Genomic DNA, 21,950 nt, shown 5'->3' on the forward strand with positions numbered 1-21,950 from the left:
AATAACAAAAAACAAGTCGCTTCCTAGTGAAAAGTCAATATGCGACACCCTTTCGACGAAATAACAAAAAGGCTATACTAATCAAACGTTTGGTTGAAACAGCCACAAGGATTGATATATAAGATTTCCTCCTGCATAGTAACCATAAAGACTGTCGAGAGGAAAAATCCATTTCGCAGGAAATAACCCCCTATTTTACAGAATCAGCTAGATTTCTCTTAAACTTACATAATTCTTGTAAAACCATCGACTTTCTTCGTATTTATGAAGAATATCCATATAAAGATTAAAGAATTGTTGTGGCTGGGTTACAAGTTAATTCGCAAAACATACAGGAAAAATCCCCTTCACATGGTATGAAGGGGATTTTTAGGTACCTTATTTGTCGTCCATTTTGTCTTGAATTCTTTTTATTTGTTTTTAGAAGCGTGTGAAAACTAAAGTGGTTTAGATCTTTAACACTGCCACTGTAGAATAACCACTATAAACCTTTGTTTTACCAATCATACGATAAGCACGTACTTTAATGTAGTATGTCTTTCCTTTAGATAATCCAGTAATTGTTCCTGCAGTACTTGATACTTCTGCCTTTTTAGCATATACTCCTGTACTGTTTGTTGCAGCCCATACTTCGTATTTGGTTGCACCTGATACTGCAGTCCAAGTGGCTTTGATACTAGTAGTTGTTGCTTTTACTAGTTTTAATCCTACAGGTGTTGAAGGTATTGGTTTTGCACTTACTACAACTGACCAACCGCTATACACTTTCGTTGTTCCAACCAATTTATATGCTCTAACTTTATAGTAATAGATATTGTTAGTAGTTAATCCTTGGTTGATATAACTCGTTGCTGTTGTAGAAGTTAATAACGTATAGGTTCCACTGCTTGATGCTGCTCGGTAAATTTCATATCCAGATGCCCCAGCTACAGCTCCCCAACTTATTTTCACACTATTGTATGAAGAAGATACTGCTTTCACTGTAGTTGGAATTGTCGGATTTGTGACCCATTTTGCATATAGGGTTGTATTATTCAATATCTTTTGTGTGGTAAAGTTCCATACATTTACACCAGAAGACTCTTTGTACCAACCAACAAACGTGTAACCGGTCCTTGTTGGAGGTGCTGGTGTTTGAATAAAAGTATTGTAATTCGTTTTTATCGATTTAACAGTACTTCCGCCTTGGCTGTTGAACGTAACTGTATACGAATTGATAATCCACTTCGCATATAGCGTTGTGTTTGCTGTTATTTTATCTTCTGTAAAGTTCCATTCTGTTGCAAACGCACTGTCCTTATACCAACCAGCAAATGTATACCCTGTTTTTATTGGAGCAATTGGTGATGTGAGCAGTGTATCATAGTTCACCTTTTGATTTGATACCGCACTTCCGCCATTGCTATTAAATGAGACTGTGTAAGAATTGATATCCCACTTTGCATACAATGTAATGCCGTCTACCGGGACTGTATCGTTCTCAAAATCCCAGACTGTTTTGCACGCTGCATCTTTGTACCATCCTCCAAATGTGTAGCCTACCTTAGTTGGTGATGTTGGGGCTGTTATCTTTGAATGATAGTTTGCATATATGCCGGTTACGGTACTACCGCCCTGACTATCAAAATTCACCGTATAATTATTAGTTATCCATTTGGCATACAACGTGATGTTGTCTGCTGAGACAATGTCGTTCACAAAATCCCAGGCCGTTGTGCAGTCTGCATCTTTGTACCATCCTCCGAAGGTGTAGCCAACTTTAGTTGGTGATGTTGGGGCTGTTATCTTTGAATGGTAGTTTGCATGAATGTCGTTTACGGCACTGCCACCCTGACTATCAAAATTCACCGTATAACTATTAATCGTCCATTTCGCATACAACGTGATATTGTTTGTTGAGACTGTGTCGTTCTCAAAATCCCATTCCGTTGTAAAGGCTGCATCTTTGTACCATCCTCCAAATGTGTAACCTACTTTAGTTGGTGATGTTGGAGCCGTAATCTTTGAATGATAATTTGCATTAAATCCCATTACAGCACTGCCACCCTGACTATCAAAATTCACCGTATAACTATTAGCTGTCCATTTGGCATACAACGTGATGTTGTTTGCTGTGAATATGTCGTTCACAAAATCCCAAACCGTTGTGCACGCTGCATCTTTGTACCATCCTCCAAATGTGTAACCTTCCTTAGTTGGTGATGTTGGGTCTGTGATTGTTGAATGGTAGGTTGCATTTATATCGTTTACTACACTGCCACCCTGACTATCAAAATTCACCGTATAACTATTGATTTTCCATTTGGCATACAGAATGATATTGCTTGCTATTACGGTATCATTCACAAAATCCCATTCAGTTGTGCAGGCTGCATCTTTGTACCATCCTTCAAATGTGTAACCTACCTTAGTAGGCGGCATTGGGGCCGTGATCTTTGAATGGTAGTCCGTATTAATGCCAGTTACGGCACTACCTCCCTGACTATCAAAATTCACCGTATATCTATTAATTGTCCATTTCGCATACAACGTGATGTTGTTTGCTGGGACTATGTCATTCACAAAATCCCAGGTTGTTGTGAAGGCTGCATCCTTGTACCATCCTCCGAATGTGTAGCCAACTTTAGTTGGTGGTGTTGGGACCGTAACCTTTGAATGGTAGTTTGCATGAATGCCAGTTACGGCACTGCCACCCTGACTATCAAAATTCACCGTATAACTATTAATCGTCCATTTCGCATACAACGTGATATTGCTTGCTGAGACTGTGTCTTTCTCAAAATCCCATTCCGTTGTAAAGGCTGCATCTTTGTACCATCCTCCGAAGGTGTAGCCAATTTTAGTCGGCGATTCTGGGGCTGTAATCTTTGCATTATATTCTGCATTAATCCCGGTTACTGCACTGCCACCCTGACTATCAAAGGTCACGGTATGACTATCGGTTGTCCATTTTACATACAACGTAATATTGCTTGCAGGGACAGTGTCATTCTCAAAGTCCCAGGCTGTTGTGCATGCTGCATCTTTGTACCAACCACCGAATGTGTATCCAACCTTAGTTGGTGGTGTTGGGGCTGTTATCTTTGCATTGTATTTCGCATTGATGCCAGGTACGGCACTACCACCCTTACTATCAAAATTCACGGTATAACTATTGATGGTCCATTTCGCATACAACGTAATGTTGTTTGCTTTAACTGTGTCTTTCGCAAAGTCCCATGCTAATGTATAAGCGTTGTCCTTATACCAACCACCAAATGTATAACCTGTTTTTGTTGGCTCGGTTGGAGATACCACTAAATCATTATCATAAACTGAAGCTTTTTCATATAAACTCCCATCAACTAGAAAATTGACTTCAAAAGGTTTTTTAATGGTAAAGCTAATTGTTGTCCTATTTCCAACTTCATCTGTTACAACCAAGTTATAATTTCCATTTGAAGTTATTTTTGCTCCACTTTCAATTGCCCCACCATTTAATGTAGCTTTTCCTTCATTAAATATGATAAAAATATCATGATTGAATATGGCACCATCCTGAATTTCTGATACGATTGGCGTAGTTTTATCAAGGACTGTGATTTCTAAACTTTCACTTTCATTTCCATCCGTGTCAGTTGCTGAAATCGTCAATTTTGTATTTGCTATTTGTTTAAAAATTACTACACTGAATCTACCATTTTCATCCGCAGTTGCAGATCCAATAAGCACATTCCCCACTTTAACTTTAACCAAAGAACCTGCTTCTGCTTTTCCTGTTACAGTTTTTGATAAATCTGATACTTCATCCACTTGCGGTGCTACTGGAGAAATAACATCACTAACAACAATTTCAACAGATTCACTATTATTACCATTAATATCTGTTGAAGAAATAGACAATTTTGTACCAGCTAGTTGCTTTGGAATGGTTATAGAGAATTCACCTTGTTGGTTTGCAATGGCACTACCTATAATAGTCGAACCCAATTTGCAGTAGACGGTTGAGCCGACTTCTGCGTAACCATTAATTGAAGTAGAGGCATTCGTAACTTCAAGAACGATTGGAATATCAGGATTCGTCGCATCTAAAACAGTAATGTTAAATGGTTCACTCTCGTTACCACTTGAATCCGTTGATGTTACAACCAATTTAGTATCTGCTTTTTGCTTTGAAATGGAAACTGTAAAATGTCCATTTTCATCGGCATAGGTTGTACCAATGATGTTGTCATTATTTTTTACTTTTATTAATGCGTCTGGCTCAGAAAGGCCAGTTATTTCAGTTGATTTGTCCGTCACAATATCCACTTGAGGAACATCAGGACTAGTTCCATCCTGTACAATTGTCTCTGTCGGTTCACTATTGTTTCCAGCACTATCACTTGAATAAACGTTCAATTTAGTGCCTAAAATTTGTTTTTGAATGGAAACACTAAATTGCCCCTTTTCATCGGCTGTTCCCAAACCAATAACAACGGAACCGCTCTTAACTGTGATAGATGAACCTGCTTCAGCAAATCCAGTAACTGTAGTCGACCGATCGATTACCTCATGCACAATTGGTTTTTCAGGTGCAGTCACATCCTTCACAATGACAATTTCTGGTTCACTCGTATTTCCAGCACTGTCAGTTGCATAGACATATAACTTAGTTCCGGCCTTTTGCCGTGGAATTGGAATTGCAAAAGTATATTGACCTGGGTTAGAACCTGTGGCAATTACCACATCATTTACCTTTATAGTAATCGTCGAACCAGGATCAGCTGCTCCAACAACATGTGTTGATTGATCCGTTTGATTTCCCACACCTACTTGTGGAGGAGTCTTATCAACGACTGTTACAATTTTATCCTTCCCTTTATTACCAGCAGTATCAGTCGCATTTATTATTAATTCTGTTCCTGCAGATTGTTTTCTTGAAAGCGTTAAAGAAAATTCCCCGTTTCCATTTGTTACGGCAGTACCCAAGATTCCGTAGTCATTATAAACATTTACATTTGAATCAGGTTCTGAAGTCCCCGTTACATCCAATGAATTATCTGAGACCTCATTTACAACAGGTGCATCAGGTCCAGTGGCGTCCTGAACAACTACCTTAATCGAATCACTCGTATTTCCTTCATCGTCCGTAGCCACTGCTGATAAAACAGTTCCAGCTTTTTGTTTCGGTATTGAAATATGAAATCCACCATTTTCATCAGAGGTTCCATTTCCAACTAAATGCGAGTCAGACCAGAATTCGATCGTAAGCCCTGGTTCAGCCTCACCTTCCACAAAATCTGAAATGTCATTTATACCATTTACATTAAAAATCATCGGTTTTGCTTCAGGTGAAGGTAAAAGGTCAAGTACATAAATTTGAGGATATCCATTTCCTTCACCTTTCCAAGCTACTTTATTATCATCAATCATTATTTCATCCGTGTAGTATGGAGAAGTGTTAAAAGCCTCTGCAATTTTTGAGGTTAATTTTGTTTCAGTATCATATAGAGTAATACCCGAATAGGAAGACCAAACAATCTTATTCTTATTAACTCTTAAAGTAGAAACAGACTCTTCGCCTAAATCCTTGATTTTCAATTTTTCCTTGGAATCAATATTATAGACAAATATTTCTCTACCATTGGAAAAATACACTTTATTTCCATAGATATCAAAATCTTTGGGATTAATGTTAGCCGTATCAGGAATCATATTTGTTTCATTCGTAATCGTATTAAAGATATAGATACCTGATTGATACCCATTGCCTTGACCCAAATAAACAATATGATTATTATAAATTCTTGGAGATTCCACGTTATAAAAATTGTAAGAAATTTGAGAATCTGCACCAGATTCCAAATCTTTTAAAATAACACATTCTCCATTTCTGTATGCTATATAAACAAGTTTATTACCAAATATCATAGGTGCTGCTGCCCATGAGCTTTCATTAGTTAATTTATTGGTATTATGGGTTATAAGATCATAAAGGAACAATTGATCCATACCATTGACATTTTTATTGTAAACTAACTTATTCTTATAAATAGAAGAACTCCAAGAAGTTTCATTACTCTCTGTTAACTCTTTTGTTTCATCAGTTTTTAGATTATAGTAATTTGTACTAGCGTAAGAGGAATTTTGATTCCAAACAAGGAAATCATCAGCTAAACCTATACTAGAATAATTTGACACCACCCCATTAATCGGAGCATTATTTGTTACTTGTTTAGATCCACCAATTACAACTTTACAAGAATCACTGAATAAACCATCTTCAGATTCTATAACTATCGTTGCAACCCCAGTCCCTTTCGCAATGACTTTCCCATTCGCTAGCACATCTGCAATTTCAGGATTCAGAGATTTCCATTTTAATGTTTGATTACTTGAATTTTTCGGGAAAATTTCTGCCTTCAAATTTTTACTTTCTAGAGAAGGCGAGTATACAATATCATTTGGCAAATTTACACTTTCAACAGGTACAATTGGTACGGGTTGAGTGTAAAAATCAGAATAATCAACATATGTTGCTCCTGGGTTATCTAAAAAATCGTAAATTTTTGACTTAATTTCACTTTCATCAGTTGATCCCCAATAGTTTTTTCCTGCTTCTAACGTACTTATTGCTGGATTGTAGGAAACAGCCATTTTCAAATTCATCTTGTTATTAATGAATGAATTGTTCTTAAAAGGTGTTATATTTTGACCATTCTCAATCGCCACATCATTATTAATAAATTCACTATCAGTTATTAATGAATAATTACCTAATAAAGCACCACTTTCGTATTATAAGTTCAGCCAGATATTTCTGGTTGAACATTTTTTATATCGTTTTATGATATCGGTAGCCGGGGTAGAACGTAAGCACCCGTGGGGCTTGGATCCCGTCAACTAAACAGTTCGCCCCCTACTTGTAGAAACATGATTGAGGCTGGTTGGGACATTAGATCTCGTATAACAAGCGAAGCTATGATACTGCAAGAAGGATCTAGGGGTACCGGTGAATTTAGTTATTATGAGGAGGAGATAGAGAATGAATCCAGTCATTGGTCTGGATGTTGCTAAAGGTGAAAGTCAGGTACAAGCTTTCTTGGATAAGAAAAAGCGTTACAAAATTAGTTTTAAAGTTTCACATACACTTGAGGGATTAGATATGTTACACCAATTTCTTAGAGAAGTTGAGAGCGTTACAGGGATTAAACCTCCAATTGTTCTGGAAGCTACAGGTCATTATCATACTCCTGTTGTTCAGTATTTCGAGGACAGAGACTATTTATTAATAATTGTTAATCCTCTGATCTCCTATCGTGCCAAGAGCTCGAGTTTACGGAAAGTAAAAACGGATATAATTGATGCTAATCATCTCTGCGAGCTGTACTATAAAGAGGATTTAGAGCCATATAAAAAACGTGGGATTCATCTCTTGAACCTTCGTAATCTTACAAGACAACACGATAATCTAACAGGTATTTTTGTTCAAACGAAACTACAGTTTCAGGCAGTGTTGGATCAGGTTTTTCCTGAATATAGAGGTGTTTTTGGGGACTTATATTCAGTTGTTTCTTTATTAACTTTATTAGAATACCCTACATCTAACGATGTTTTAGTAGCTGGTGAACAAACTTTAGCAGCTAAAATTAATGAATTATGTAAAAGTCGTTCTTCTAAGTGGGCAGATACACAAGCAAAGAAACTTATAGCTGCCGCGGCTCGAAATCCTTTTCAGGATACCTTGTATCAAAGCCATATTATAACCCTAGAAATGTATATTAAAATGCTTTTAGAATACCAAAAGCACCTATCAAAGTTTGAGGACGAGATAGATGCTTTAGCAAAAGAAATTGAAGAATATAAGATTATCCAATCAATCCCTGGTATCGGTGAAAAAATCGCGGCAACGATTATTTCTGAAATTGGTGAGATTGATCGGTTTAATCACCCAAAAAAACTTGTAGCATTTGCAGGAATAGACCCCAGTATCTTTGAATCAGGGAGATTCAAGGGAACTGTAAACAGAATAACAAAAAGAGGGTCTAGTAGGTTACGGCACGCCTTATTTATGGCTGTTAAATGTGCCATTCGTGATTGTCGTAAAAAGAAAACGACAGATGAAATCATCCCGCGTAATAAGAGATTACGAGAGTTTTATAATAAAAAACGTGAAGAAGGAAAGCCTTATAAAGTGGCTGTTATAGCATGTGCCAATAAGCTCTTACAATGGATATATGCGATTTTAAAAAGCAATTCACCTTTCCAAGATATAGCTTAAATAAAAAATTTATCTAAATAACACAAAACCTTCCAAAAACATAATTTATGAAGGTTATTTGGCATGCGTATATTTAGTATAGCACGAGAAATTTTAGGTTTTTATTGAAAAATATTGACAAACTATTAGCTGGTTTTGTTATTTTCAATTTTAGTCCTTACAATTTCACTTGCTCCTTGGATCCCCACGTTTGAATCACTAATCACGGAGTCAGAAATTTTAACATTTCCAGAACTTGACACGGCAGTGCTATTATTATTTTTAACAGATGATGAAATGACATTAAATTCAGAATATCCATTATACCCATCAAGAGTTCTCGTATCTCTAATGTCAATGCCACCATCAACTACCGAGTTTACAATATAGTTTTCCCCACCCCATGATGTAATTGAACTATATTGTCTTGAAGTTAGATAATCATATTTAAATATCGAATTAGACACCACATTTTTATCTCCAGCTATTACTAATGAGGTGTTTAAAAAGGTCGTATTGTTTATATTATTTTTAGAACTAGAAAGTTTAATAAAGTTAAATCCATCAAAAATTACTTTTTCCTCTTCGCTCCCAAGTGAATCTATTCTTCCTAAAACAGTAAATTCATTTGAGCTATCCCCAATTATTCTTACACCCTTATCAATTGTAAGTTTGGCACCTTTACTAATCAGTAAATTTCCTGTTAGTTTGTAGGGACTTCCTTCTTTAGTCCAAATAGTGTTCTTAGAAATAACACCACCAACTTCTGTTACAATACTTGGTGTGGCATCTTCAGCGAATACTGTTGGGTTGATTATGCTTATAAAAAAAATAATTACTAAAAAACAAGATAAAAACTTTCTCATTTTCCTTCCCATATTTAAAGCTCCCTTTAAAAATCACTTTATAAGTACAAAAAAATACCACTCTACCAAAAAATATAACTAAATATTACAAGTAATCTGTCTAAAATACTTGTAATATTTCCATTTAAAATCCTCTCATTTCCTTTTTTAGTATCCTAATTTTATCATCAAAATAAAAAGAACGACACACAATTAAATAATATTAATACACCTATTAATCCTACTTGGTAAAAGGAGCTGTCCATAATAATGTATGGATAGTAGGGGCCATCAAGGCATTGACCTAATATCCGTGTTAAAAGGATAACACTTAATAGTAGCAGTTGGAGTAGAAAAAATGAATAAATAGTTTGCCATGACTAAAAATTACTCCTTCTCTATTATAAATAACACTTTTGCCTTCATTGTTGGAATGAAATTAAAAATAGAACGAATTTTTAAAGGGTGGAATGAATGGTTCCATCCCTTTTTCTATTAAAATTCTGAACGGACGTGTCAGACAAGGGAACTAAAGACAGTAGAAATTGACCATCAAAACGACACTCTTTCGACTAAATACCATATAGGCTATACTATTCAAACGTTTGGTTAAAACTTCTTCAAGTACTGATGTATATGAATTTCCGCTGCAAAGTAGACAAGAAGAATGTCGAAGAGCATCTATTAATTTCGCAGGAAATAACCCATATTTCAACAAAATCAGATCGGCTTCTTGGAGTCTTTCATTATTCCACCTAATCCACGCCTTTATTTTCCAATACACAATCCTTTAAATAAAAGTTGACTCCGCACTCTTCTCTAATTGAACTTCACTTTTAATGCCAGAAAAGAACAGAGTATCATGATTCATTCCTGGTGCCTAACACCTGTCTTTTTTCGACAAAATTCCTTAATTTGTTTCAAATTTATTGTTAGTTTATCTAATTATGACAAAATTAGTAATAATTACAATAGTGCCCTCGAAACGGTGATTTTGAGACGCTTTTGTGTTCGCCTTGTTTCTATATATATGCTACTTTGAATAAGGGCATATAAAGGAGGTGATCCAGCCAAGTGAGAAAAAAAGTTGTTGTGAAGATTCATAGTCTATTAAGTAATTTAGACATTTCCATGCGTGAATTATCCCGTATAACAGGCGTGAGATTAGAAGCACTTATTGAATTAGCTAATCAAAAGAGACAAAATATTAACTTCAGTCACATCGAGCAAATTGCCGAAGCACTATGTATAGACGATATTCGTGAAATTGTTGAAATTACAAACATCGATGAATAAAATCATTCTCCATTAGATAATTACTTATTTACATAAATTCATTTCTTGAGATTCAAATCAATTCATTCACAAGTTGCTGGTTTCATCATTTTTTGTTAAAAGAACAGATTCACCCGTTTGATCTTCTGAACAACCTCATCTATGATAACTATTGCCTTATTATAATGACAGTACTCTACATAATAGAAAATCAAGTGCACTTACTACGTATACATATACTGCCTTGATTACTCATCTCCTTAGTGCATAACCACAAAATTTCATTTTAAGATAGGAAATACCACAAAAAACCTTTGGCATCGATTAAGAATGTTCACAAGCGGTACTTATCTGTATATGTCTCAAAAGGTACCCGATCAAACTAATTTAGGGAGTTGAAAATCTTGTTTATTCAAAAAAAGTATATTATCAATCCGCATTTTATGTATATGGCTGGTCAGTTTGATCGAAACGCGAAGCTTTGCACAATTGTAACGGAACTGAATAGAACTTTTATCGTAGACAAATCACCTCTAGAAATACTAAATGACAGTATTAGATGCATTGGTTTTGATTTACGAGGTGCCATGGAAACCGCCAAATTTCTTCTTGGTAATAAATATATGTGTCCGATTATGGTGAACCCAATACATAAGATTTGTGTTTTTCCTGATAAGTCCTCTATACATAACGATGTAAAATGGTTTAATCCGGTTCATATTGCAAGAACGTTTAGTTCTAATCAACAGGCTATGATAGAGTTTACGAACGGACTAATTATTACAGTTCCTATGAAACTTTATTCTTTTAACCATAAATTGCAAACCGCAGACCAATTTAGGAAAATGATGCTTAGTATAGAACAGGACCCCTTTTCCTTTGAGAAAGATCCTAGAAAAGGTGCATGATGCTCCCTATGAGATTGACCTGCCAATTTCATAACTAGTTATATTCATAAGGATAAAAAAGAGAGTGCTAAATTTGCTGTAAATAATTTACGTGAATTGATGGCAGCATTTAAGGAGTAAAATGCAAATCCTTTAATGGTATCCATATATATTTGTATTGCTACTAAGACTTAAATAGGAGACTGATGTTAATGTCGATAAAATTGAAGCAATGTGATGATTGCTATTATCTTTGCATTAATTCAGCATCAAAATGTCAAATGTGCGGAAGTACAAAGTTAGTAAATGGAACTTTTACACCAATAAGAGAGATTCAAAAAAGCGATAGGAACGAGTTAGATAATATAATTAAAGATTTTAATATTAAATATGAGGTATTTAACCGATAAATTCAGAGAAAATCCCCTCCACATTGCGTGAAGGGGATTTCTACTTTAAGAGTTATTTTACTTTAACTGTTACTACCTTACTAACATTCTTCGCTTTATCAGTTGCTGTCACACTTAAAACAGTTTTCCTTTTTTGGGCTTTAATCTTCACTTTAAATTTCCCTTTGGAATCTGTTTTGGCAGTTCCAATAACTTTTTTACCTACTTTAATCGTTATAGTAGAGTATGCTTCGGCTGTCCCAGTAACTTCTTTTGTTTTGCTTTTCACTGTAGTTTTGATTTTCGGTGCGGACGGAGCGGTTTTGTCTATCACAATCACACTCTTAGCGACGCTTATATTCCCTGCTGCATCTTTCGCTGTCACAATTAACTTGGTGCCTGCTTTTTGAACAGGAATCGTTACCTTATAGTTGCCCTTAACATCGGCTTTGGCGATGCACTTTTTCGTTCCGATTGTAACAGTAACAATGGCTCCAACTTCCGCTCTACCGGTTACTACTTTCATTAGATCAGAAACAGTTGAAACGGTCGGAGTAACTGGTGCTGTTTTATCAAGAACTATGATACTTTTCGCGACACTCACATTACCCGCTGCATCCTGAGCAGTTACACTGACCTTAGTACCCGCCTTTTGCTTTGTAATCTTCACTTGGAAATTTCCAAATTTATCTGCTGTTCCGGTACCAATTACTTTTGCCCCCACTTTTACGGAAAGCTTTGCATTGGCTTCGGTTGTTCCCTTCACAAGAGTATCACGGTCCGATAATCCCTTCAGGATTGGAACAGACGGTGCTGTTTTATCCACTACTGTTATGCTAGTTGGATCGCTAACATTACGGCCATCATCCATGACAGTTACAATGATCTGTGTACCAGCTTTTTGTTTAGGGATTTTTACACTAAATTGCCCAGATTGATCTGCTCTGCCTTCTCCAATCTTAGCTGATCCCACTATTACTTCTATCACTCCCAATGGTTCTGCGGTTCCATTTACCATTGAATCGCGATCAGAAACGACATTCACATTAGGAGCTACAGGGGCTGAATGATCCAGAACTGTTACTTCAGCTATATATCTTGTCATGTTTCCGCTAATATCAGAAGATTCGACGACAATAAAATCCTTATCTTGACTCGCATTCAAATGGAGTTCATAAGCAAATTGACCGTTATCTTCAACTGAAACAGGATTACCATTGATCGTCAATATAGCCCCTGGTTCTGTTTCGCCAGTTAGATTTACGTAGGGGCCCTTTAATAAAGCTCCATTTAAATCCTCATTCATAAAAAGTACGGGAGCAATATTATCTACAATGATTTCCTCCACATAAGAAGATTCATCTCCCCTATTATTGGTTGAGACAACTTCGACTTTATTGTATCCATCATCTAAAGTTACAGTTTGATCTAAATTATTCCCAACGATATTCTTTCTTTCGTTCCCATTTATTAAAATTTTGGTATTGGGTTGATCATCACTTGTGATTGTTCCTTTGATCCTTATATTTTTCGAATGAATATACTGAACTGTTTCCTGATTTCCATTGATTTCAACTGTTTTTGTTCCAACCTTTCCCTCTTCCGGCTCCCAACTGATTGCTTGCTTTGGTGGATTTGGTATAGGGAAAAATATTGAAACCAGTGGAGACATGGAACTATAGTGAAAGATTTCACCCGTAAGATTACTTTCACTTTTTATAGACATTACGGAAAGATTGTACATTTTTCCATGCTCCCAGTTTGAAATAATAGCATTAGTTCCATCCTCCACATAAACACTATTGTCCATATGAAATTGCCCAATTTCATCTACATATCCCAGTACATAGCCCTTTGCACCTTCAACTGGGTTCCATTGTACTTCCATCAATCCATTTTTAACTGAAGTAACCTCTAGACCATTCGGTGCTGAGAGGGCCTTTGGATCTTTGTAGTCAATTTGTTGATCAGCATACTTCCAATCAACCCCAATATCAGCTCTTTCTGCCTTGGCATAAATCCAGTAAGTGCCCGATGGCAATGAACTTGGTAATGTCACTGTTGTTTCTCCCGATGGGGCTAAATTATCTTTTAGCAGTTCTCCGGCATATTGTCCTTTTTTATCGCTAAAATACAAGCTTACTTTCGTATCGCTGCTACTGTCTGTGTTCCAATTTACATGATACTGGCCGTTATCCTCTGCAACTTCCATATTAGAAATTTTCGGTGCTTGTTTAATAGAGATGAGTTTAACATTGGGATTCAAGACCGTATCACCGGTTTTGACGGTCCATGTTCCCGGAGCAGGATGTAAAAAGATTACATAAGCCTTTTTCGAGCTACTTTCTAAAATATAATTAGTTTGATCCCCGTTTAGATTTAACGGATAAACGCTTCCGTCAGGTTGGAGAACTTCCCAACTTGGATTGCCATTTTCCCATGTAATTTCAAAAATCGCCGCTTCCTCTTGGCCAATGGGAATATTAATAGAACTTCCTTGGTTAGTTGAAACGGATTTTCCCATCATGTTAGGAGAATAAGATCCTTTTCGGGATAGATTGCTTCCAAAGGTTACTAAGGTTCCATTCTCTGTAAATTGCTGCTTTAAGGAATTTTGTTTAGAGGTACTAGAACTATCGAAATCAAAATCATGGTCCTTAAATGTGTAGCTCACTGAAATGGTAACTTTCCAAAAACTAACCGAACCGCTAATTTTCTTGTCATTTAGATCACCTTCAAAGCCGATTGATTCCCCACCAATCATCCAGATATTGTCAGGTACCTTCAATTCACCTGAGGAATGTCCGTTAAAGGGTTTCCCATCCATTTTTTTCATATCCAAACCAGCATCATAGATGTCTGCGATATTTGCCTTACCGCTTGCATCAAATCCTCTATTGAAAAGCCACTCGGCCCTTGCACTGCCAAGCTTGTATTTATAAAGCTGGAGCACACCTGCCCCTAAACCTAAATGAAGGTCAGATGCTTCTACTTTTAAATCATTTCCGTTAATTAAATGGTTCCCATCAATCTCCGGAGAAAATAGATCGGCAATATCAGATAACACAAACAGCGTCACACCGTAATTACTATTTATCTTTTGGATGTTATCGAGCCCGCCCCCGAGTCCGTTTATTCCAAATCCACTCTCTGCAATCGGCAGCGGTCTTATAAGCTTAGCTTTTAACGAGATTTTGTTTAGATTTCCTTTGACTATTTCAAATTCTCCTGAAATGGTTCCTCTCTCCGGTGTGATAAGCTTTCCGACTTTCCCTACTGTCCCGGAGCCGCCATAGCTATTACTTGCCGTATCAAAATGGAATTCAGCATTCTCAATCCCTAGTGGCCCTTTTTCAAAATCAGGTAAATTCACGTTTGCCTTTAGGTCCAAACCTTTTTCCGTGATATTCGTTGTAATAGATGTAGGATCCATGTCTACCTTTAATACTTTTGCTAAATCAATGGCCCCTTCTACTTTTATACTATTTAGAGTAATTTCAACATTATTTATATCAAAATAAAAACCATCATAAGTTAGCAGTGATTTTCCTGTTACAGATTTCACCAATTTAGACGTTAATCCATCGATGGAAAATTTCCCGTCATATAATGAAATCTGCCCTGCATAATAACTGCTTTTTTCTTTGATTGGAATGTATAACTTACCATTTCCTTCAATTTTTTTAGTATCTGTATCAACCGTTAGTTCACCTGCATAATACAAAAAGTCATTAAATACTATGTCCCCTGTAGCATGGTAAATGTTCTTCTCTTTACTATCTTGTTCAATTTCACCCTTTATCGTAATTTGACCAACCTTTAAAGTTGTCGCATCCCTGTTCTCCCGGTTTGAGTCTTTTAATATCTGAATGGCATTTTCAAATACAAATTCTCCATATTCAGGATGTTGAATAACAAGTTGATAGCTTCCTTCTCCTATCTCATCTGACAATATCATTGTAAAAATTTGATCTGACTTTTTTGAAAGTGAGGAAGAAGGAATTTCGAATTTTTTTCCATCCACAGTATTAATGAGGCTAAAAGTTCCTCTTAATAAATCGGCAAAATCGTCGAATCCCTGGCCCGAAATAGTTACTTGTTTTTCTTTTTCACTTAAAGCAATTTCGTTTGGTGTAACATCTTTAAATTTGATCGTATCGGATTTCCATCCATCCTCTAATTCGAAGTTTAGTTGTGTTTCACTATTAGCAGTTGTGTCGATTAACTTCGATTCAGATTTAAATCCGTCTTTACTCACATTAATTCTGATAATTCCAGCAGGAATATCTAAGCTATAGGAACCATCTTCTATCGTTTTAACAAGGTTGATCCCCTCAACTGAAACCTCAGCATTTTCAATAGGTTTTCCAGATGCTTTTTCAGTAACCACTCCTGTTATTTTCGATAGATTGGCAGTTTGCTTAGGATTGATTAATAATCTTGCAAAATCAATCGCATAACCGTCTCCTGCTCCTGTTACCTGATCATCAATATTGATCGAGAGGCTGCCACTTTGTAAAAGAGGGAGATATTCTTGCGGAATTTGCACCGTTATTAATTTGCCGATGGGTCCCCCTTGTGTTAAGGAATTAATGACATCTTCCAAAAATGGTGCCCTTACCCCATTTAATGTAACTTGATACGATGCTCCCCAGGTAGGTGCTTGGAAATCATCCACGAACATTTGTAATTTCGCAGAATGTAAACTGATTCCGGACATATCGAATTTAAGCGAAATAGGTTGAACATTGTTTTCAGGTCTACTAGAGGATGAGGTGTATCCATCCTGACCATTTGGAGGGTAACCATTATAGCTCGAAAGTAGCATAATTCGATCAGTCCCCGTTGGATCATCCTGGTCTACTGCCCATGGAAAGTAATGTGTAGGCGTATTCTGACCTGAAAAAGGATCAAACCCTTGCGGCCAACCAAATCCAAGATTGTCAATATCCCCCGTTCTTACTACCAAATCAGCTTCCGGTGAATTATGTAAAATACTTGTTTTATCACTCCAATTATCCTGGTCAATAGACTGACTGGTAATGGCCCTTTCTCCCTCTATTGATTCTGCCTTCACCACATTAGGTATAATTGATCCATACACCATCATGATGACAATCATTAATGTGAAAATTTGTTTAAGATTTCTCATTTTCCTCCACCTTTAGAATTAAAATATCAATCTACAACCAACTGTTCCTTCTTTATGACATTTACACTATTACTATAGCACTAAACCCCTGGGGGAATTTGTTGGTTTTTGTCGGTATTTATTCTATATGGAAAATTTATGTATTTTACAATTTTAATAGTAGACAAAATAACAGGTGATCAAAGTGGAAAAAATACTGTTAAAGAGTGGTTAAAAAATGTTGTAAATGCTGAGCATGGGTCTGACCCCGTAAATATGACCCCATAAATAAAAAAATCCCTCTTGAGCAGATTATTCAAATTACTCTGAGGGATATTACTACTTTTATTCTATTTCTCCGTTTTGAATGTCTTTCCAGTTTTACTACTTTCCAACATTCCGCCGCTAGTTACAGTTAAGTATACCTTCCCGGCCTTAGTTCCTATTTGTCTTATACTTATTTTAAGCGAGTTCCCTTTAGATGGAGACGATACCCCAATTAATTTTCCAGATTTGGAGTAAACCCTTATAACATCATTTCTTCTTAGATTGTTAACAAGAATGACATCCTTTTTCTTCTTGTTATTATATATTTTGATTTGATTTATTTTTAACGAATCTGTCTTTTCACCTTTATATTTTACAGCGACCCTTTTGCTTTCCTTAAGACCATTACTTGTAATAGTGAAATAAATGGTTCCGCTAACTTTCCCCAATTGATGTAAGGAAAGAGTGGCTTGCGTACTGGTAGCCTGTTTTTTAATAAGCGCTAACCCGCCTGTACTTTTATTATAGACCTTGATAATCGAATTTTTGGTTATCCCCTTTATTGTAATAAGGTCTGCTTTTCCTTTGTAATTCACTACAGTTACTTGTGATGGAGAGATCGCCCGTGTTACCACTTGTTTCACTGTCATTTCAGGAAGGGTAACCTTTTTACTATAGGCAGCCAGAGTAATTTTTACTTTTGCCCCAGCTGGCAATATCCCTGTTTTCAGCTTGAACATTTTCCCTGGGGAAAAGGCATATGGCCCGTATTTCTTAGTCGATGTATTTGCGGACAAAGAACTAAACGTATTATTGAATGTAACCTCAACTACAGCTGTATTACCAAAGGTGCTGGTTCCGTCAATTGTTTCATTAACCTCATTGATCTCCTCGACATAAACTTTTTCAACATCAGTTAGTGCCTGGGCCACTTCATTCATATTATTTGGCATATAGGATTGAACAGTTATTAAGTCGCCGCCAATTAAAGATGAAACAGGAATATTATAGTTCCCTTTCGAATCTGTTTGTCCTTCTGCAATCACTTCGCCCATTCCATCTATAATTTTGATGTTGCTTCCTGGAGTTGCGGTGCCAGTAATGGCAGTTGATAATTGTGTAATTAGGGAAATTGTTGGCGCTGTCGATCTAAGTGTAAATTTTTGTTCGTATAAAACATTTTCATATACAGGGTCAAGTACTTGAAAAGTATTATTATTCAATAGGGTACTTGTAATTGCATTATCAAAAGAGAATTCAAAGCTGCCATCACTATTGGCCAGAATGGTTTGATTAATTTTCATTGGGCGATAGTACCAATCATAACTTCCATCTGTGAATATTATTTTTGCATTAGGGATGCCTGTTTCACCTTTTACAAAACTCGACCATTTTGTAGTAGGTGTCAATGAAATTTTTCTTGATTGAACCATTTTCTGGTATCGATCAATATTGCTTCCTGTTGTTAATTGGACAGTAAGGAAAGTACCCGCAGGTAACTCTGGCAGACTCAATTTTATGGAGCTACTGAAGACACCAGATGCGATTACAGTTCCATCTTTGATTACCTCTACCTTTGTGTTTTTTACCGTAGTTCCTATTAATTCATGTGTTGTATCATAAATAGAATCTAACATGTGATAGGATCCTTTAAATACATATACCTTATCGGAATCAAGCTTTTCTCCAGTACTGGTAAAAGTGTCTAAATCCAATATTTGCCCTGAGCTGTAATGGGCACTAAATAGTTTGAAGTTTCCATTACTATCTGCCTTTGCGTAATGCGCATAATTGAATCTCCAATTAATTCCATCCCCATCAGGATTTCCTTTCACAAACGCAACAATAGCATTTGGTACAGTTTTCCCAGTAAGTACATCATCTCCATATTGATAACGCTGAACTGTTGTGTTATTAGGATCCATCTGATAAGGGGAATCAGCGCTTACACCAGTTGGCAAACTGAATAATAAATTTGATGCCAACATAATATAAACGATTAAACATCTTACTATTTTCGTAGACATATGTACTCCCTCTATTAATATAATTTTTACTTGGTTATCTTCAACTTCTTATTAAGAAGAACTTATTTTGTGAGAGATTTGGATTATCGTTTCATATCTTGACTCATCATAAGCTCCTATCAATTTAAGATTATAAAAATTGGTTAAACAGTAACTAACTCAGGCTCTATATGGAACTCCTTATCATGCCCTTGGACTTTAATATATTTCTCCCAAACATATAACTTCCAATGTTCTCCCTCATTTGGGTTCTTTAACATTATGTCCGTTGTCATTAGCTTTCTAAGTTCCTTAAAGTCGATATAATAGATTTTATTCCCCTGTAATCGAACTGCCAGTATCGCTATATCAGCATCATCCAACAGGTCAACCTGCTTTGTGGTTAAATCAAACCAGCCTTTGCCACTAACCATGCAACCTGGAAGACGGAGTACAGAGGACTATTCTTTTTCCCTTACTTACCCCTTCATACATAATTTGTTTTCTTTTGATATTTGATAATTGGCTGGTATACTTCTCGCTAACCGTCCTAACTACAATTTGCTTTTCTGGAATTGACATTAATTATACCCCCATATTTTGTTATTTTCTTCATCATATCATATCGGTGTGTAGCCTGTACTTAGCATTTACATGGCTAACAACTAGTGTTTAAACGGTGGTGATAAAGTGCTGGCAGCAAGCTATTTTCCCTTCCTTGCATCTGGTACAGATTCACCACGACACTATTTAACAAAATTGTCAAAGTGGTAGAGGTTTGTATTAACTGTATTTATTGTTGTTTTTTTTATTTATCCCCCTCCCAACATTGTTTCCTACATAACTAATTATCCTCTTTGAACAAAGATACTGAGAGTTGACTTCGACTCTGTCTTTTCGATACTTTTTTCCCAATTATTCTCTAAATTATAGTAATATTTAATCATGAGATTTCCATAAATGCATTTTTATAAAGCTTTGATGGTTGTTATGTAATTGAAGAATCAAGGGAGGTTTGTAAATGAAAAAATTATTTTTGTTTCTGTTAATATTATTTTCGTTCTTTCCAACAATGGAAACTGGAGTAAAGGCGTCCGTAGTATTGCCAGTGTTAGACATTTCAACTATATCTGTTGGAGATTATTCTGTTGATTTCTCATTAAAAAACGCGGGTACCGATTTTGATGGAGAAATTGTTTTAAAAAGTGGAAAAACGATACTGGGGTCTACATATATTTACTCTTTTAGTAGCTATGAAACAATTTTAAGTAATAGAAACTTTAATCTAAATGAAAAATTAGATTTCTATTTTGTAGATGAAGAAGGAAATGAGACATTTTTAATTTCAGAGCTAGCCAAGGATTAGGATAAACCATATTTCGATGAATATTGTGTAAATGATATCAGCATTAGAAGCACAAAAGTAACAGGAAACAATGCAGAAGTCGGTACAAAAATAGAGGTGAAGATTGGCAAAAAGACTTATACGAATTCTGTATCAAAATATGGAACATTCTCTGTAAATATCCCAAAGCAGAAGCTAAATACAAAAATTAAAGTAAGGTCAGTAGACGCTTCAAAAAATGCCTCAGGTTATGTTGAAAAGACAGTAGATACACCTGCAGATACGTATGTTTATTCAAAGGATGTAACTGTAAAAGCGACAAAAATAACAGGTAAGGTAACTAAGAATATTAAAGGTGATACTGTTAAAGCAATAATAGGAAAAAAAGTTTACAAAGGGAAAATTGATAAGAAACATAAATTCTCAATCAAGATTCCAAAACAAAAAGCTAGAAAAATTATTAAGATTCAATATATCGACTCTTTAGGGAGCATTATTGATACCGATAGCGAAAGGGTTTTCACATCCCACTATGTAAAAATTGGTATGACAAAATCACAAGTGTTAGATACATCGTGGGGGAAACCCGATGATATAAATACAACAATTAATGCATATTATACTTGGGAGCAATGGGTTTATGGCTGGAGTACCTTCCTTTATTTTAAAAATGGAAAACTAGTAAGTATTGATAATTAAGTTATGAAGGTCTTCGTGCTGAATCGGAAAGAATGCCCAAAACTGCTCGACAACCATATTTGATTAATAATAGGATTAATTCAATGTAAAATGAGAAAAAACTATAGGGAGAATAAACTATGAAATTAGTCAAATCGTTAGGAATTGTATTGCTATTAACTATGCTAGTTGTAAGTACAGTTTCGGCTGCAACCGTTACTTCCTTTTTACCAAAAAGTAATAAATTGTACTCATATAAATCTACTTATTATAACGATAAGGGGAAAAAAGTTGGTACAGATTTTACGAAGTCAAAGTATAAAAAGGTTGGAAAGAGTATCCTAAAAGGGGAAGACCCAAAAGATCAATACTTAATTTCGCATTGGTACGAAGATAGTAAAAAAGGGATATATTTCATTAGTGGACCTGATACTGCGGTTTGGACGAAAGAAGACGTTCTGGGTATGATTAAAGAAAAAGAGGCAAAACTTTACTTAAAGTACCCTGTTAAAAAGGGCGCAACCTGGAAAGGAAAATATGGAACACTAGTCCAGGGCGATTATCAATTGAAAAACTATTCAGCACAGATTGTTTCTATTAAAGAGACTGTAAAGACCCCCTATAAATTATATAAAAGTGTGATCAAGGTTAAAATGAAGCACCAAGGTTATTATGTTTACCGCTACTTTGTAAAAGGCACAGGATTAATAAAAGAGGAAACCTATACGATCGTAAAGGGAAAACCTCGCAAAGCATCCGATGAAATCTTAACTAAAATCAAGTAACCTGTGCGAAGAGAGACCGGATTCAGTTCGAATCCGGCCTATTTTGTTTCAAGAAAGAATAATGAGGCTACTTCCAGTCTGTAAAGAAATCCCCACCACATTGTGAAGGGGATTTCTCTTT

At 35.9% G+C, this 21,950-nt stretch carries 11 protein-coding genes; 6 read left to right on the top strand and 5 right to left on the bottom strand.

The window, feature by feature from the left end; translation table 11 throughout:
* Window positions 1–447: 447 nt before the first annotated feature.
* Window positions 448–6,618, bottom strand: a complete 6,171-nt coding sequence (locus QNH17_RS27710; RefSeq protein ID WP_283876540.1) for an InlB B-repeat-containing protein — start codon at window positions 6,616–6,618, stop codon at window positions 448–450.
* A gap of 388 nt (window positions 6,619–7,006) precedes the next feature.
* Here QNH17_RS27710 and QNH17_RS27715 point away from each other — a divergent pair, with 388 nt between their 5' ends.
* Entirely contained in the window at window positions 7,007–8,242 is a 1,236-nt protein-coding gene (locus tag QNH17_RS27715) for an IS110 family RNA-guided transposase (protein WP_283876541.1), read from the top strand.
* A 125-nt stretch (window positions 8,243–8,367) separates the two neighbouring features.
* On the opposite strand, the gene QNH17_RS27720 is transcribed toward QNH17_RS27715, so the two are convergent.
* Window positions 8,368–9,099, bottom strand: coding sequence for a hypothetical protein (locus QNH17_RS27720; RefSeq protein WP_283876542.1), 732 nt, complete (start codon window positions 9,097–9,099; stop codon window positions 8,368–8,370).
* 1,041 nt (window positions 9,100–10,140) lie between these two features.
* Between QNH17_RS27720 and QNH17_RS27725 the strand changes: the two genes are divergently transcribed.
* Together QNH17_RS27725 and QNH17_RS27730 are read left to right on the top strand one after the other, a co-directional pair.
* Window positions 10,141–10,362 (top strand): helix-turn-helix domain-containing protein, encoded by a 222-nt coding sequence (locus tag QNH17_RS27725; RefSeq protein WP_283876543.1) that lies wholly within the window; start codon window positions 10,141–10,143, stop codon window positions 10,360–10,362.
* A gap of 383 nt (window positions 10,363–10,745) precedes the next feature.
* On the top strand, window positions 10,746–11,249 hold the full coding sequence (locus QNH17_RS27730) for a competence protein ComK (protein WP_283876544.1): 504 nt from the start codon (window positions 10,746–10,748) through the stop codon (window positions 11,247–11,249).
* A 441-nt stretch (window positions 11,250–11,690) separates the two neighbouring features.
* Here QNH17_RS27730 and QNH17_RS27735 read toward each other — a convergent pair whose 3' ends face one another.
* From QNH17_RS27735 to QNH17_RS27745, 3 genes are all read right to left on the bottom strand, one after another.
* Window positions 11,691–16,769 carry an Ig-like domain-containing protein gene (locus QNH17_RS27735; RefSeq protein ID WP_283876545.1) on the bottom strand — a complete coding sequence of 1,693 codons (5,079 nt, stop codon included), beginning with the start codon at window positions 16,767–16,769 and terminating at the stop codon, window positions 11,691–11,693.
* Between the two features lie 329 nt (window positions 16,770–17,098).
* Complete coding sequence (locus QNH17_RS27740; protein ID WP_283876546.1) at window positions 17,099–19,042, bottom strand: Ig-like domain-containing protein; 1,944 nt, start codon at window positions 19,040–19,042, stop codon at window positions 17,099–17,101.
* 143 nt (window positions 19,043–19,185) lie between these two features.
* Window positions 19,186–19,455, bottom strand: coding sequence for a hypothetical protein (locus QNH17_RS27745; RefSeq protein ID WP_283876547.1), 270 nt, complete (start codon window positions 19,453–19,455; stop codon window positions 19,186–19,188).
* Window positions 19,456–20,042: 587 nt separating this feature from the next.
* Between QNH17_RS27745 and QNH17_RS27750 the strand changes: the two genes are divergently transcribed.
* The 3 genes from QNH17_RS27750 to QNH17_RS27760 all read left to right on the top strand — a co-directional run bounded on the left by QNH17_RS27750 (window position 20,043) and on the right by QNH17_RS27760 (window position 21,829).
* Complete coding sequence (locus QNH17_RS27750; protein ID WP_283876548.1) at window positions 20,043–20,387, top strand: hypothetical protein; 345 nt, start codon at window positions 20,043–20,045, stop codon at window positions 20,385–20,387.
* A gap of 42 nt (window positions 20,388–20,429) precedes the next feature.
* The gene (locus QNH17_RS27755) at window positions 20,430–21,065 is read left to right on the top strand and encodes an Ig-like domain-containing protein (RefSeq protein WP_283879614.1); all 636 of its coding nucleotides are present in this window, start codon (window positions 20,430–20,432) and stop codon (window positions 21,063–21,065) included.
* Window positions 21,066–21,184: 119 nt separating this feature from the next.
* The gene (locus QNH17_RS27760; protein ID WP_283876549.1) at window positions 21,185–21,829 is read left to right on the top strand and encodes a hypothetical protein; all 645 of its coding nucleotides are present in this window, start codon (window positions 21,185–21,187) and stop codon (window positions 21,827–21,829) included.
* The last annotated feature ends 121 nt before the right edge of the window (window positions 21,830–21,950 follow it).

Source organism: Neobacillus sp. SuZ13 (assembly GCF_030123365.1).
GTDB lineage: Bacteria > Bacillota > Bacilli > Bacillales > Cytobacillaceae > Neobacillus.